The following is a 15080-nucleotide window of genomic DNA, read 5'->3' as shown; positions in this document are numbered from 1 at the left end:
TAGACGGTGTCGTTGCCCTTCCCGCCGTAGAGGGTGTCGTCACCCTTTCCGCCGTGGATGGTGTCGTCGCCCTTGCCACCGTAGACGGTGTCGTTGCCCTTTCCGCCGTAGAGGGTGTCGTCACCCTTTCCGCCGTGGATGGTGTCGTCGCCCTTGCCACCATAGACGGTGTCGTTGCCCTTCCCGCCGTAGAGGGTGTCGTCACCCTTGCCGCCGTGGATGGTGTCGTCGCCCTTGCCACCGTAGACGGTGTCGTTGCCCTTCCCACCGTAGAGGCTGTCGTCGCCCTTGCCGCCGTAAATCGTGTCGTTGCCCTTCCCGCCGTAGATGGTGTCGTTGCCGCCACCGCCATAAATGGTGTCGTTACCGCCACCGCCGTAAATCACATCGTCGCCTTTGCCACCGTAGATGGTGTCATTGCCGTCGCCGCCATAAATCTTGTCCATGATCCGCGCTCCATTCGATGATTAGCTGGCGCTCTGCGCCGCATGAGAGTTTCTGTTGATTGCGATGATCGCGACGTGTCCGTCACGGTCGTTCTGACTTGTGCTGGATAAAGTCTCCGCCGAAGTCGATTTCGTTCTAGGATGATCTGAAGATCGATACTGTGATGCCGATCACGTTTTTGGCGGACCGCGCTATTTCCGCGTAAAAAAGATCAGGAACGCTGGGTGTGCGTGCCCCCGTGCACCGCAAGGATTCGAAGCCGAGCAGGCCCGGTGCGCTCGGTGGTGAAGGTTTTGCATTGAGATCACGGCTCGCCCCAGCGTGGCGCCGTCCAACCCGCTCGGTATGAGAAGAGGCAGATGAGGCGCTGCGCTCGACATGGTGGAGCGTTGTCCGGCCGTGCATCCACATTGTGAGGAGCAGCGTAGAAAAATCGAGGAAGCGATAGAGAAGATCATCGGCTTCTGAAAAACCGTAAGTTCAGCCGAGTACTCTAGCCAACGCCAGTGTTCTTCGTCTTGCGCTCGAAGCGAGATTATCTGCCGTGCGTCACGCCGCGGCGATCGTGGGATGTGCCTCGCCCGAAGTCCTGGCGACGTCGCATTCGCCCTCAGCATTGCGGCCGGACCCGCGCGAGGCGGGTCCGGCATCCGTGATCGATCGTTCGGCCCGCGAGCGCGTGCTGGCGAGATTGCCGCGATGGCCTCCCCCGCGGCCCGCTCGCGGGGCGCCGGATCAGGCGCTCTCGACAATCCGCATCGGCACCTGGCCAGCGGTGCGCGCGGGCGCCCGGTCGTTCTGCGCGGGGACCGGCTGCGATGGTGCCGGCCGACGGATCCGGCGCAGGACCTCGTCCTTCGGCCCGAAGGCCTGGATCTCGCCGGCCTCCATCGTCAGCATCAGATCCACCCCCGCCAAGGCACTCATCCGGTGGGCCACCACGATGACGATCCCGCCGCGCGCCCGGGCGCCGAGGATCGCGTCGGTGAGTGCCGTATCGCCGTCGCCGTCGAGACTGGCATTCGGCTCGTCGAGCACGAGGAGGAAGGGCGATCCGTAGAGCGCACGGGCCAGTCCGATCCGCTGTCGCTGACCGCCGGACAATCCGAGACCGCCTTCCCCGAGCTCGGTGTCGTAGCCTTCGGGCAGGCGCTGGATGAGGTCATGCACGCCCGCCTGCCGCGCCGCCGCCTCGATCTCGGCCCGGGTCGCATCGGGGGTGAAGCGGGCAATGTTCTGCGCGACCGTCCCGGCGAAGAGCGAGACCTCCTGGGGCAAATAGCCGATATGGCGGCCAAGATCCGTGCTCGCCCACTGGGTCATCGGCACGGTATCGAGGCGAATGCTCCCACGCGCGGCCGGGAGAATGCCCACGAGCGCCCGCACCAGGGTGGATTTGCCCGATCCGCTCGGGCCCGTCACGGCGAGCGCCTGGCCGGCCTTCACGGTGAAGCTGGCATCCTTCACGGTGAGGCGGGTGCTGCCCGGAGGGGCAACGCTCAGGCCCTCGACTTTCACGAGATGCATCGGGACCGGCAATGAGCCGTTGTGCTGCGCCGCCGGCATCTTCGCGAGCAATGCGGTGAGGCGGGTCCAGCTCTGCTGCGCGGCAATGACGCCTTTCCAGTTCGCGATGGTGGCATCGAGCGGCGCGAGCGCGCGCCCGAGCAGGATCGAGGACGCGATGATGATCCCGGGCGAACTCTTGTCGTAGATCACCAGATACGCACCGATCGCGAGGACGCCGGATTGGAGTGCCATGCGCGCCGCCTTGGAGACGGCGCTGGACGATCCCGCCACATCGGCCACGCGCTGTTGCGCCAGAAGGTAGTTCTGGTTGGCGTCCTCCCAGCGGCCCGCGAAGTGGTCCTGCATCCCCATGGCGATCAGGACGTCCGCGTTGCGGCAGCCCGCATCCGTGATCGTGCTGCGGCGCTGGCCGTGCTCGCTCGCAATCTTGGAGGGTCCGCGCGTCAGCCGGTCGGCGATCACCGTGATGCCGACGAGAAGCAATGCGCCCGAGACCGTGGCGAGCCCGATCAGGGGATGAAACAGGAAGCAGATGCCGAAATAGAGCGGCATCCAAGGCAGGTCGCAGAGGGCCGCGGGGGCGGAGCTGCCGAGAAAGCCACGGATCTGATCGAGATCCCGCAGGGGCAGATGGCCGGCCCCCGGCGCGGTGCCGGAGAGCGTATTCCGAACCATGACGTGGAAGACGCGCTGGCTCAGGCAATCGTCCAGGACGGCACTGATGCGCGTCAGGATTCGGCCGCGCAGAGCCTCGAGTGCCGCCTGGAAGCCGTAGAGCATCAAGGCCAGGAGGACCAAGCCGACGAGCGACGGCACCGAGCGGCTCGGAAGGATGCGGTCCGAGATGACCAGCATGAAGAAGGATGCGGTGAGGTAGAGAACGCTCAGGAGACCGCTGACGACCACCAGGCTGACGAGCGCCGAGCGGCAGGTCGAGAGCGCCGCGCCGAGTTCGGGGACGTTGGGTTTCATCGCGCATCGCTCCTCTGGAGAGAATGATCAGGCCGGGACGAGCCCGGCCCAGACCCGCGAAGGCGGCGATGCTGAAACCGGGACACCCGCTCAGACCGGGATGCTCTCCTTGTAGGATCTCGGCTCCGAGGGTCCGTGAGGCGGGTCACACCGGGCCGCCCTGGCGGCGGCGTGGACCGGGATGCCGGGCTCGGTCGGGTCGGGCCTGCGCGATTGCGGTGTGCGGGAATTCGGCGGATCCGCCGGGCGTCATGCCGGCGCGTGACGGCGTGGGGGATCCGTGCGGCCTTCGGCCCGTCGGCTGACGCCGGAAAACTGCCAGTTTGGCGGTGTGGTCTTTGGGAAAGCCGGCAACGGAGCGATCTCCGGCCTGGCAGTTCCTACAATTTGGCGACGAAGACGGGGCTCGAACCCGCGACCCCCGGCGTGACAGGCCGGTACTCTAACCAACTGAGCTACTTCGCCAAACCAATCGTCCGTTGCTCGAACTTCGCGGGATTCCGTGAGGAATCCCGACCTCGGCTGAGCAGCGGTCTCCCCGACGCCGGACTGGGCGGCGGGAACGAACTCGCTCTCGCATAAATCGGCTCACGCCGCAACAGGGCACTTCGCGGTCGATCGCGCCGCGGGACGCCGGACCCGCGGCACCAGCAGCTGTTCCGGGCGACGCTTCTTGGCCCGCTCGAACAGCGCGTAGGTGCGATTGACGTAATTCGTCACGCCGCTGAGCTCGTCGATGTATCGTTGAACCGGGGCGGTGATGTCGGCCTCGACGAGGCGCGTCGGCCTCGACGGATCGGGTGTGTCGAACCGGACGTAGAACCAGGGCTGGCCTCGGCGGAGAACCAGGTTCTTCGAGGTGTCGTGCCATTCGAACGCCCACATGAGGGGCCGCGGCCAGACATGGACCGGGAAGCGCCCGCTGATCAGCACGCCGGGGAGCGGATCCGGCAGGAAATCCAGATAGGGCGGCACCTGATTGAGATACGCAACCTCGTCCGCCAGGAAGATATAGGGCGTGATGATCTGCAGGATCGGTCGCTTCGGATGGCGCCACTCCGCCGGGTTCACGATGCTCACCATCTGGCCGATCTGCTTCGGACGGATGGTGCTCCGCGCCCCGTCCGCGTTCTCGAGGATCGGCGCCTGGCCCTCCTCGAGACGAATGCGCAGGTTCAAATCGACCGGGCAGCGGATCATGTAGTGCCGCGCATCGAAATCGATCGCCGCTGGGCAGCCCTGCACCGATTTCGCCGAGGCAGCCTTGGGCAAATCCCGGCGGAATGGCTCCGGATCATCCCAGATCAGCGATGCCTTGCTGTCCGTGATCGCCCAGCCGACCTCGGTGACGCGGCGGGCGGCTTGCGCTTGCGATCTGCGCTTGAAAAGACTGAACATGGAGCGTCTCCAAGGTCTCGGTCCAAAGGCTCGGTTTGGACGATCACGTCGACGGGACGGTGGTGCCGCCAGCCAGGGCTTCGGGCTTCCGGAAGGCTGGACTTTGGCATCCTTGCCGCTTGAGGCGCATCGCGCCGCGAGGCCTCGCCGACCGATATGGACCCGTGGAATCTCCCGCACCGTGATCCACATCACGGGAGGCTCACAGGGAACGAAAACCAGCGTGCTACGGATCTCATATCCCGCGATCGTCGGTCGATGTCTGTCCTGGCGATCGAGACTTTCCGCCGGGCAGCCGCATCGCCATGCGCTGTACTTGCGAGCACGATCTGAAATCGCCCTTTCGCGGCGATCGGTTTCCAGCACACACTGATCGAGCCTTCATGGCTCGGACGGTGCATCGCGTACCGGCAAACCACGGATCGATGACGCGATGGCGGATCTGCGAAGCCTGGAGATCTTCTACTGGGTGGCGACCTTTTCGAGCTTTCGGCGAGCCAGCGAGCAGGTGAACACGACACAACCGGCCGTCTCCCAGAGGATCGCGGCGCTCGAGCACGAATTCGGGCCGCTCCTCGAGCGACGCAGCCGGGATGTGACCCTGACCGACACAGGCCGCGAACTGCTCCGCTACGCGGAGCGGTTCCTCGCCCTGCGCGCCGAGATGGTCACGGCTCTGGCGAGCCCCGCCACGATGACCGGCACGCTGCGGCTCGGCGTCTCGGAGACGATCGTTCAAACGTGGCTGATGCGTTTCGTCGAGCGCATGCGGGCGACCTTCCCGGGCGTGAGCGTGGACATCGCGGTCGATATCTCGCCGAACATGCAGGCGGCCCTCGTCAACAACGACATCGATCTGGCACTTCTGGTGGGGCCGATCACCCTGCCGAACCTCGTGAACCGCTCGCTGTGCAGCGTCTCCGTCGCCTGGATCGCTTCACCGCATCTCGTCGATGCGAGCAGGACACTGGACCTGGCGGACCTGCTGAGCCATCCCCTCATCACATACCCGAAGAACACGAGCCCCTACGTCGAATTGCGCGACCTGATCTTGCGCGCGAACCATCCGCCGCCGCAGATTCACACCAGCGCGTCTCTCGCGACGATCATCAAGATGACGATCGAGGGACTCGGGATCTGCCTCATCCCGCCCGATGTCATTGGCCGCGAGCTCGCGGCGGGCGCGTTGCACGTCCTCCCCACCACCGTGAACCTGTCGCCGATCACGTTCACGGCGACCTATGCCAGCCGACCGGCCTATCACCTCGTCGAGGAGGCTGCGCGGATTGCCCAGGCGGTCGCGCGATCCGCGTCAGCCGATGGATAACCGGCGCTTATCGGCCTCCATTCGCAATCACGATTGGCGCAGGCCCGGGCTCGGTGGGACGCTGCCACATCTGAAGGCGAGAGTCGCCCCTGAGAGAGGATCTCGCCGGACGCCCGGGCCGCACGGACCCCGCGTCAGGCCCCGCAAGCAGGAGGTGCGCAAATGATGCCACCGGCAGCGAGCCCAGATCGAACATCGCCCCGATTTCTCGACGCGGGCGAGGCCGCCCTCGTGGTCGAGTTCGGCACCGTCGTCGATCCGGCGATCAACGACCGGGTGCTGGCCCTCGACGCAGCCCTGCGAGACGAACGGCCGGACGGCTTCTGCGAATCGGTGCCGACTTATCGCTCGCTGATGATCCACTACGATCCGCTCGTGCTCGAACGCAGTCGCCTCGTCGCGCTCGTCGAGACGATCAGCGCCCGCGCGAGCGCGGTTCGCGCTCCGGGCCGGATCTGGACGCTTCCCTGCTGTTACGATCCGGGCTTTGCCGAGGATATCGCCGAGGTTGCGGAGATTGCCGGACTGACAGTCGAGCGCGTCGCCGCGCTGCATCGAACCGCGGAGTACCGGGTCTACATGTACGGGTTTGCCCCGGGTTTCGCCTATCTCGGCGGGTTGCCCGCCGAACTCGCCATCTCGCGCCGAGCGCGTCCGAGGCCGCCGCACCCGCAGAGCGCGCTTCTGATCGGCGGCGGTCTCGCGGCGGTCGCGACCTTTCCCATGCCGACGGGCTGGTACGTGCTCGCCCGCACGCCCGAACGGCTGTTCTCTAAGAGCCGGAATCCGAATTTCCTGATCGAAGGCGGGGACAGCTTGCGCTTCGAAGCGATCGACGCGTCGACCTTCGCGAATCTCGACCGCCGCGCCGCGGCGGGGGAGATCATCGCGCGGCAGACTCGGTGATGGCCGTGCCGGATGCTCACCTTCGGATCCTCTCGACCGGCGGCGGGGCCACGCTGCAGGATGCGGGACGGCACGGCTACATGCGCTACGGCATCACGCCCGCCGGGCCGATGGACCCGCTGGCCCACGCCGCGGCCAACCGGGCGCTCGGCAATGAGCGGACCGCCACGGCGATCGAGGTCTCGCTCGGCGGCATTTCCCTGACGGCCGAGGATGCACCTCTCGACCTCGCCGTCGCCGGAGGCAGCTTCCGGATCGATCTCGACGGACGCCCGCTTCCGACGGCCGTCGCGTTGACCCTGCGGCCCGGCGCAGTGCTGACCATCAAGGCAGGACGAAGCGGCGCCTGGTGCTATCTCGCGGCCGCGGGCCGGATCGAGGTCGCCGATACTTTGGGCTCGACCGCCACCCACACGCGTTCTGGCTTCGGTGGCCTCGAAGGACGTGCCCTCCGATCCGGCGATGTAATTCCGATCATTCGGTCGCAACCCGCGATCGGCGAACCGGCACAATTGGTGTCCCCCTGGCTCGAACGGCCGGCTGATAGAATTCGCGTCGTCCTCGGGCCACAGGCCGACTTCTTCCCGCCTTCCGAGATCGACGCCTTCCTGGCAAATCCCTGGACGGTCACGGCGCGCGGTGACCGGATGGCCTGCTTCCTCGCGGGCACGAAGCTCAGCCATGCTGGCGATTACAACATCGTCTCCGACGGGATCGCGATGGGAGCGATCCAGGTGCCCGGCGACGGGCTGCCGATCGTCCTGATGGCCGACCGCCAGCCGACGGGCGGCTATCCGAAGATCGCAACCGTGATCGGCGCCGATCTCGGCCGTTTGGCCCAGGCTCAGGCCGGCAGCGTCCTGCATTTCGCATCGGTCTCGTTGGAGCAGGCGGTCGCGGCGCGGCGAGCCGAGCGAGAGGCGCTCGCGGAGCCCGTCGTTCTGACCCCGGTGATCCGCACGAATCTCAGTTCCGAGTACCTGCTCGGGCTCAACCTGATCGACGGCGTGGTCGGATGACGATGCGCGCCTTGGAGGACCCGATGAACCGGCAAATCGACCAGGGCAGTCTCGCGGCGGCCGCCCCCATCGCGGCAAGCATGCCCGCCTGGTCGGCGCGCGAGGCGCGCCAAGCCATTCGCCGCGGGGATTGGCGCGGCCACACGGTCGGACTCGCTCCGGCCCATGTTCAGGGCAATCTGGTGATCCTGCCGGCTGCGCTGGCCAGCGACTTCCTGCGCTTCTGTCAGCAGAACCCGAAGCCCTGTCCGCTCCTGGCCGTCTCCGCTCCGGGTGCGCGTGGTTTGCCGGCCCTCGGAGAGGACCTGGATATCGCCACCGACGTGCCGGCGTACCGCCTGTTCGAAAACGGACACCCCGTCTCCGAGGTCTCGGACGTGTCCGGCCTGTGGCGGGACGATTTCGTCAGCTTCGTCCTCGGCTGCTCCTTCTCGTTCGAGGAGGCCCTTCTCGCCGCCGGCATCCCGCTCCGCCACGTCGCGCAGGGACGCAATGTCGCGATGTATCGGACGAACATCCCGACGAGCCCCGCCGGGCCCTTCCACGGCCCGCTCGTCGTCTCGATGCGCCCGATGAAGGCCGCGGCCGCGATCCGTGCCGTGCAGGTCACCGCGCGGATGCCGGCGGTGCACGGGGCACCGATCCATCTCGGGGATCCGCGCCTGATCGGCATCGAGAATATCGATCGCCCGGATTTCGGCGATCCGGTCGCGATCGAGGCGGACGAGATCCCGGTCTTCTGGGCCTGCGGGGTCACGCCCCAGGCGGTCGTCACGGCGGCGGCGCCCGCTCTCTGCATCACGCATTCGCCCGGGCACATGCTGATCACCGACCTCCTGAACCGCGATCTTCCGTTCGCCTGAACCGGGATCTGCCACGCACGTCCCCGATGGGCCGCGCCCGTTCCGTCCATCCTTCCTCAGGAGAACAGCGATGTGGCTGAGAGACACGAACACCGAGGAGCGCCGTGTTTTGACTGCGGCCTTCGCGGGCTACGGCGTCGATGCGTTCGACTACATGGTCTACACCTTCATGATCTCGACCCTGACGCTCGTCTGGGGGCTGACCAAAACGGAGGCGGGGAACATCGCCACCGCCGCCCTCGTGACCTCGGCGATCGGCGGCTGGCTCGCGGGTGTCCTGGCGGACCGCTACGGTCGGGTCCTGATCCTGCAAGTGACGGTTGCGTGGTTCACCGTCTTCACCGTGCTGAGCGGCTTCACCCAATCCTACGAGCAGTTGCTGTTCACCCGCGCGATGCAGGGGCTCGGCTTCGGGGGTGAGTGGTCGGTCGGTTCCGTCCTCATCGCCGAGGCGATTCAGGCGCGCTACCGCGGCAAGGCCGTGGGACTGGTGCAGAGCAGCTGGGCGGTGGGCTGGGGCATGGCGGCCATCGCCTATTGGGCGGTGTTCGCCTTCGTCGAGCCGGCGCTCGCGTGGCGCGTCCTGTTCTGGCTCGGTGCCCTGCCGGCAGTGCTCATCTTCTACATCCGCCGCAACATCGAGGATCCGGCCGTCTACCGTGAGACGCGGGCACGCATGTCGAAGGCCGGCGACAAGGGCAACTTCCTCGACATTTTCTCGCGCGAACTCATCGGCCGCACGATCATGGCGAGCCTGCTCGCGACCGGCATGCAGGGTGCCTATTACTCGGTGACCACCTGGCTGCCCACCTATTTGAAGACGGAACGCAACCTCTCCGTGCTCAACACGAGCGGGTACCTTCTCGTGCTGATCGTCGGCTCGTTCCTCGGCTATCTCACCAGCGCCTATCTGTCCGATCGCATCGGCCGGCGAAAGGGCTTCATCCTGTTCGGCGCCTGCGCCGGAACGCTGGTGTCGATCTACATGCTGATCCCGATCAACGACACCTCGATGCTGTTCCTCGGTTTTCCGTTGGGCTTCTTCCTTTCCGGCGTGTTCTCCGGGATGGGCGCTTTCCTGAGTGAATTGTTTCCAAGCCGGGTGCGGGGCTCGGCACAGGGGTTCTGTTACAATTTCGGGCGCGCCGTCGGAGCGATCTGTCCCGCGCTCGTGGGATATCTCAGCGCCTCGCTGACGCTCGGCGTCGCCATCGGGGTGATGGCGGTGAGCGGCTATCTTCTGGTGATCGTGTCGGCCCTGATCTTGCCGGAGACGGCCGGACGGGAACTCGAGGCCGACGGGGAGCCTGTTCCGGATCGGCCGATCGCGGCGCCCGCCACCGCCTGAAGCGCGCTTCGAAGCGGACGACCCATCGGCGAAGTGCGTGAAGCCGAGGACCGACAAGCGTGAGCTCGAGCCGACATGGTCAAGGCTCGCTCCGTTCGCCGCCGATTGCGTCGCCAAGTCAGGGAGAATTGCATGCTGTCCGTCGATCTCAATGCCGATCTTGGAGAGGGCTTTGGCACCTACCGGTGTGGCGACGACGCGGCGATGCTCGACGTGGTGACTTCCGCCAACGTCGCGTGTGGGTTGCATGCGGGGGATCCCGAAATCATGGCGGCGACCTTCGCGCTGGCGAGAGCGCGGAGCGTTGCGGTCGGGGCGCATCCGGGCTTTCCCGATCTCTGGGGGTTCGGGCGGCGCCGCATGCCCTTCAGCGCGCCCGAGATCGAGCGGCTCGTCGCCTACCAAGTCGGCGCCGCGCAGGCCCTCGCAGCCTATGCGGGTCATCGCATCACTTACGTCAAGGCGCACGGGGCCCTCGCCAATCTCGCGGCGGCGGAGCGGCCGGTCGCCGATGCCATCGCGCGCGCGGTGCGGGCGGTCGACCCGGGTCTCGCGCTCCTGGCCATAGCCCTGACAGCCCAGGTGCCCGCCGGCGAAGCCGCCGGCCTCGCGGTTCATCAGGAGATCTTCGCCGACCGCGGCTATACCGAGGACGGGCAGCTCATCACGCGCGGCTTGCCCGGGGCGCTGATCGACACCGCCGATGCTGCGGCCGAGCGGGTCCTCGCGATGGTGCGCGAGGGCGCCATCATCACCGCAGCCGGAGCCCGTCTGCCGACGCCGATCCGCTCGATCTGCGTGCACGGCGATAGCGAGCACGCGGTGGCGACCGCCCGCGCGGTGCGCCAGCGCCTCGAAGGCGCGGACATCGCGCTCGCGTCCTTCGCGGCGTGAGGGTCAGCGGCCTCCGACGGCGCGACGCGACCGGCGCTCTGCTTTTCGGGTCGCGGTTTCGCGGAGGTGGCGCTCGATGACGCCGTTCGAGCGCGCGCGCATGTCCCGGATCGCCGCGACGTCGTCGAAGGTCTCCGGGAATCGGCGGGACAACCACAGATAGGCGCTCGCGAGCTTGACGCTGCGCTCCTGATAATCGAGCTGCCCGCCGAGATTCGCCCGCAGGGCCGGCACGGCGACGCCGGCGGCGCGGGCCTGCGTCCAGCGCTCCAGCAGGCCCATCGAGACCTCGTCGCGCCGGTCGATGGGGCAGACCGAGAAGGCGAACTTCTCCTGGATCGGCAGGCGCGCCCGATCGACCACGCGGGCGACCTCCAGGATCTCTTCCAGCGCCGAGGGCTGGAACGGCGATCCGGCATAGAAGGTCGCGCGGGCGAAATGCGTGAGGACCTCCCGCAGGCTGTCGGTCTGCATCTCCTGCGCCACGGAATTGATCGCGATGAGGTCGGGCCGGACGAAGAAGCGGGTGTCGATGGCCGGAGCCGTCGGGGCACCGCCGAGCGCGGTGCGGATCGGCTCGATCCCGGTCTCGTCGGTGGCCGCGACGTAGCCGACCTCCTGGTGCCCGAAACGGCCCGCGCGCCCGGCGATCTGGCGGATCTCCGAGTTCGTCAAGGCGCGCTCGCCCGTGCCGTCCCACTTGCGGACCGCCGAGAACACGATCCGCTTCAGGGGCCCGAGATTCAAGCCCATGCCGATCGCGTCGGTGGTGACGAGGACGTTGGCTTCGCCCGTGCGGAAGCGGGCGGCCTCCGCGCGCCGCACCTCGGGCGAGAGTGCGCCGTAGATCGTCGCGACGCTGTGCCCGCGGGCGACCAGAACCTCGCGATTCTCGTGCACGGCCCTGCGCGAGAAGGCCACGACGGCATCGCCCGGCTCCACCATCTCGAGCGGCACCGGCTCGTCGAGGAGCACGAGGGGCGTCTTCCGCTCGAAGGTCACGACCTCCAGGGACTCGTTGGCCGCCTCCGCGGCCCGGCGCAGGGCGGACAGCGCGTCGTCCGAACCGCAGACGATGACGGTCTTGGCCGGGATTCCGAAGAGCGCATTGGTCCAGGCCCAGCCGCGGTCGGGGTCGGACAGCATCTGGATCTCGTCGATGACCGCGACATCGACCGGACGCATCAGGTCGGCGGTCTCGATGGTGCGCGAGGTATGCGTCGGCCTGTCGACGCTGAGCACCTCCTCGCCGGTGACCATCCCGGCCTGCAGGCCGCGCTCCAGCAGGGTCTCGTAGTTCTCGAGGGCCAGGAGCCGGAGCGGGGCCAGATAGGTCCCTGTCGCCGCGGCGGTGAGCGCTGCCAGCGCCGCGTAGGTCTTGCCCGAATTGGTCGGGCCCATGTGGAACACGATGCGGCGGTTCAGGCGGCGGGCCGCGGTGAATTTCTCGATATAGGCACCGAAGCCGACCTGATCGCGCAGGCGGCGCAGGCGCGAATCCTCCCGGGCCACGACCTTGGCGCGCCGGCGCACGGGGATCAGGGTGTCGCTGAGGGAGCGGGCCAGATTGGGGCCGAGGCGGAACTGCCGCGAGCGCAGCGAGCGGTCCATGTGCTCGATATAGGTTCCGGCATCCGCGCCGACCTCGTGCAGATCCCCGAGGACCTGCTCCCGCAGCCGGTCGACGGGCTTGCGGAGCGCCCGGGCCACCTGCGCCGAGACGGCCTTCACGGCCGCGCGAAGCTCATCCAGCCGCCAGGCCGGATCGTTCCGCTCGGCCATGCCGTCGAGGATCTCGGCGGCCGTGCCATCCGGCACGGTCTCGAGCCGAAGCTCCATGCGTCCGTCGTCGAGGAGCGGGATCGTGACCCGGATGGTCCAGGTCAGGCTGTGATCATTCGCCACGACGGCTTTCAGGCCGGGCACCGCCTTGGCCACCGATGCGGCGCCGCGCTCCGCGAAGGCGCGCTGACCGGCCATCGCCCGCAGCGCCCGGGCGACCCGGGCATCCTCGACGTAGCCTCCGAACTCGGGCAGTTCGAGGAAAGCCCGCAGCCCCTCAAGATCGACGGAGCGGGGCGGAAGGCCGAGCCGGGAGACGGCATCGATCAGGATGTCGGCCGTGCGTTCGACGCGCTTGCGTGCCATGAATCCACCTGTCGGTCCCGCACCGGCATCCCCCACGGGGTCGGGTCGGCGACCGAACCATCAACGCACGGGGAGCCGCCGGGAGCCGGCTGCAATCAACGCGAGACGGTCGATCGGGCGCGTTTCTCCACAGGGGTTTCGGATGCGGCGCTCTTCGGCGCAGCAATCGTCTGCGTCGAGTTCTCCGCGGGTGCGGGATCTCTGGCGGCGCTGTCCTCGGCAGGGCTTTGCACCGATCCGGTCAGCTTCCGGTCCCGCTCGGCCTTCAGCTCCCGCTCTGCGAGAAGCCAGAACCGGATCTCGAGCCCTTCGGGTCGGTGGTTGCGCTCCCACAACTCATAGGCGCGCTCGCGAATGTCCTCGAAGGTGATCGGGGTCGGAGGTTCCATCGGCTGGCTTTCTCTTCTTTTAACAATTGTTTAGGAGACCAAGAGATCGGTCTTGGCGGCGCTGGTACCGCCTCCGCCGGAGCAGGACCCTGATCACGGGCGGTCCTGGCAGGCTCTATCGATGCAATCAACGATAGTGTCGAGAAGTGCCGTATCCTCGCCCGCCATCGCGTCCATCGCGAGCATGCGGCGCAGGACCGTGGCGGCGATCGCCTCCTCCACCGTGTCCTCCGCGAAGGCGTAATAGATCGTCGCCGCCTCGCCATCGCGGTGGCAGCGGCCCTCGATCTGGGCAAGCTGGATGGCGCTGTGGCGCATGTCGTGGATCAGGAGCGCGCGGACCCGCCCGCCCCCCGCAAGCTCGTTGCGGTGGAGCGAGATCGATTCCGTGACGGTGAAGACCACGACGTCGAGGGCGCCGGTCTGGAAGGCGACCCGGACGGCCTCGTTGTCCTCCCCGCTCTGCGCCCCGTTGATGGCGCCGACGCGCCAGCCCCGGCCCTGAAGCATCTCGACGAGGGCAGCGCTCGTCTCCAGGAACGCCACCGAGATCGCAACCTGCTCGCCGGCATCGAGCAGCAGCTCGGCGAAATCGGCGCTGCCGGCGGTGCGCAGGAGGCTGGCCTTCTGGCGGAAGCGCAGGTCCGCCGCCCAGCCCGCCGGGCGGCGGGTGCTGCCCCCGAGCAAGCCCCATTCCCGGCGGAACTCCCGCCAGGTCGCGTCGTAGAGGCGGCGCTCGTCGCGCCCGAGCGCCGTGGGGGCGAGTTCGCGCTGCACCTCGGGCCAGCCGGCGATGTCGCCAGGGCGCCGCCGCAATCCGATGGCGCGCGCGCCCTTGTAGAGGAGGTCCGCCATCACGGCGCAATCGCGGGCATTCGCCTCCCAGGACCAGTTGACCCAGCGGCCCTTGGCCCGCCCGATCGCGAGGCGCTGCATCAGCAGGCGGAACTCGGCCAGGGTCTCGGTGGATGCCCCGACCGCGGCGCCAAGCAGCCGTCCGAGATAGGAGAGCTCGTGCGGGGCCTGGCCGGCGGTGGCGCTCATGTAGATCGAAAAGCTTGCCGCGTCAGCGAGTTGGCGACAGACGAGGCTCTGCTGCGCGTAGGGATTGCGGATGCGGTGGCTCTCGTCGAAGACCACGAGCGGCCAATGCCGCTTGATCTGTCCGTGCTTGGCGAGCGCGTTGTTCCGGGCCCGGGTCGAGCGCCGGGTGCTCGCCGCCGGGGGCGCCATCAGGGATTTGGTCCGCTCGTAATTGATCAGCGTCACGGTCTTCTCGGGCAGGCCGGAGAGCGCGATGGTGCGCCGCCATTGCGGCATCGCCCCCTTCGGGCAGACGATCAGCACCTCGGACTCCGGCATCGCCGCGAGCGCGCTCCAGGCCGAGAGGGTCTTGCCGAGGCCGGTCATGTCGCCGAGGAGGAAGCCCGGCCGGCCCGAGGCGCGGGCGGCCAGGATCGCCCGCTGGGCCGCGACCTGATGCGGACGCGGCGCCAGGACGGGCCCTGAAGGCGCCGCCCGCCGCTCGTCGCATGCAACCTCCGATCGTGACGACATCCCCCCGCCGACCCCCCTTGCACCTTATCAAATCCTGGGCTTTAATCGGAACAATTCATGAACAAATGCGCATCTTCGCGCAAGCAGCGACGCTGGAATTGTTCCATGGCCCGCGACCGCCTTCCCAGCCCCGACGGTTTCGGGATCGTGCACGCCGTTGGGCCGCGCCTCGCGCGCAAGGGCCGCAGGACAGCATGACGCCGCGCCCCGAGGAACCCCGCGCCACGCAACCCCGCACCGCGAAGCGGCGGACGCCCGCTCGGCCGGCGCCGGGCCAACCCG

The 15080-nt window shown here is 67.8% G+C and carries 12 protein-coding genes and 1 tRNA gene; 6 read left to right on the top strand and 7 right to left on the bottom strand.

Going from position 1 to position 15080, the window contains the following annotated elements:
- From F6X53_RS26015 to F6X53_RS26000, 4 genes are all read right to left on the bottom strand, one after another.
- The coding region (locus tag F6X53_RS26015) for a calcium-binding protein (protein WP_151003794.1) at positions 1-446 on the bottom strand (446 nt) is incomplete at its 3' end.
- 736 nt (positions 447-1182) lie between these two features.
- Positions 1183-2949, bottom strand: coding sequence for a type I secretion system permease/ATPase (locus F6X53_RS26010; protein WP_151003792.1), 1767 nt, complete (start codon positions 2947-2949; stop codon positions 1183-1185).
- A gap of 388 nt (positions 2950-3337) precedes the next feature.
- Positions 3338-3414: transfer RNA gene (locus F6X53_RS26005), tRNA-Asp, on the bottom strand.
- Positions 3415-3537: 123 nt separating this feature from the next.
- A complete protein-coding gene (locus F6X53_RS26000; RefSeq protein ID WP_238296674.1) occupies positions 3538-4713 on the bottom strand; it encodes a hypothetical protein in 1176 nt (391 codons plus the stop codon).
- 67 nt (positions 4714-4780) lie between these two features.
- Here F6X53_RS26000 and F6X53_RS25995 point away from each other — a divergent pair, with 67 nt between their 5' ends.
- From F6X53_RS25995 to F6X53_RS25970, 6 genes are all read left to right on the top strand, one after another.
- Positions 4781-5674, top strand: coding sequence for a LysR family transcriptional regulator (locus F6X53_RS25995; RefSeq protein ID WP_151003790.1), 894 nt, complete (start codon positions 4781-4783; stop codon positions 5672-5674).
- A gap of 165 nt (positions 5675-5839) precedes the next feature.
- Positions 5840-6580, top strand: coding sequence for a 5-oxoprolinase subunit B family protein (locus F6X53_RS25990; protein ID WP_151003814.1), 741 nt, complete (start codon positions 5840-5842; stop codon positions 6578-6580).
- Between the two features lie 5 nt (positions 6581-6585).
- The gene (locus tag F6X53_RS25985) at positions 6586-7599 is read left to right on the top strand and encodes a 5-oxoprolinase subunit C family protein (RefSeq protein ID WP_373875912.1); all 1014 of its coding nucleotides are present in this window, start codon (positions 6586-6588) and stop codon (positions 7597-7599) included.
- 80 nt (positions 7600-7679) lie between these two features.
- A complete protein-coding gene (locus F6X53_RS25980; protein ID WP_238296677.1) occupies positions 7680-8462 on the top strand; it encodes a putative hydro-lyase in 783 nt (260 codons plus the stop codon).
- 70 nt (positions 8463-8532) lie between these two features.
- Positions 8533-9810: an MFS transporter gene (locus F6X53_RS25975; protein ID WP_151003783.1), complete on the top strand. Its 1278-nt coding sequence runs from the start codon at positions 8533-8535 to the stop codon at positions 9808-9810.
- 132 nt (positions 9811-9942) lie between these two features.
- Entirely contained in the window at positions 9943-10704 is a 762-nt protein-coding gene (locus F6X53_RS25970; protein ID WP_151003781.1) for a 5-oxoprolinase subunit PxpA, read from the top strand.
- Positions 10705-10707: 3 nt separating this feature from the next.
- On the opposite strand, the gene F6X53_RS25965 is transcribed toward F6X53_RS25970, so the two are convergent.
- From F6X53_RS25965 to F6X53_RS25950, 3 genes are all read right to left on the bottom strand, one after another.
- The gene (locus F6X53_RS25965; RefSeq protein ID WP_151003779.1) at positions 10708-12852 is read right to left on the bottom strand and encodes a helicase-related protein; all 2145 of its coding nucleotides are present in this window, start codon (positions 12850-12852) and stop codon (positions 10708-10710) included.
- Positions 12853-12947: 95 nt separating this feature from the next.
- Positions 12948-13241, bottom strand: coding sequence for a DUF2934 domain-containing protein (locus tag F6X53_RS33895; protein WP_151003777.1), 294 nt, complete (start codon positions 13239-13241; stop codon positions 12948-12950).
- Positions 13242-13334: 93 nt separating this feature from the next.
- Positions 13335-14798, bottom strand: a complete 1464-nt coding sequence (locus F6X53_RS25950; protein ID WP_151003775.1) for a DEAD/DEAH box helicase family protein — start codon at positions 14796-14798, stop codon at positions 13335-13337.
- Positions 14799-15080 lie beyond the last annotated feature (282 nt).

Origin of the sequence: Methylobacterium soli, assembly GCF_008806385.1 — a bacterium.
Taxonomy (GTDB): domain Bacteria; phylum Pseudomonadota; class Alphaproteobacteria; order Rhizobiales; family Beijerinckiaceae; genus Methylobacterium; species Methylobacterium soli.
Note: the sequence above shows the minus strand (reverse complement) of the source record. Positions and strands in the feature narration are given on the sequence as shown.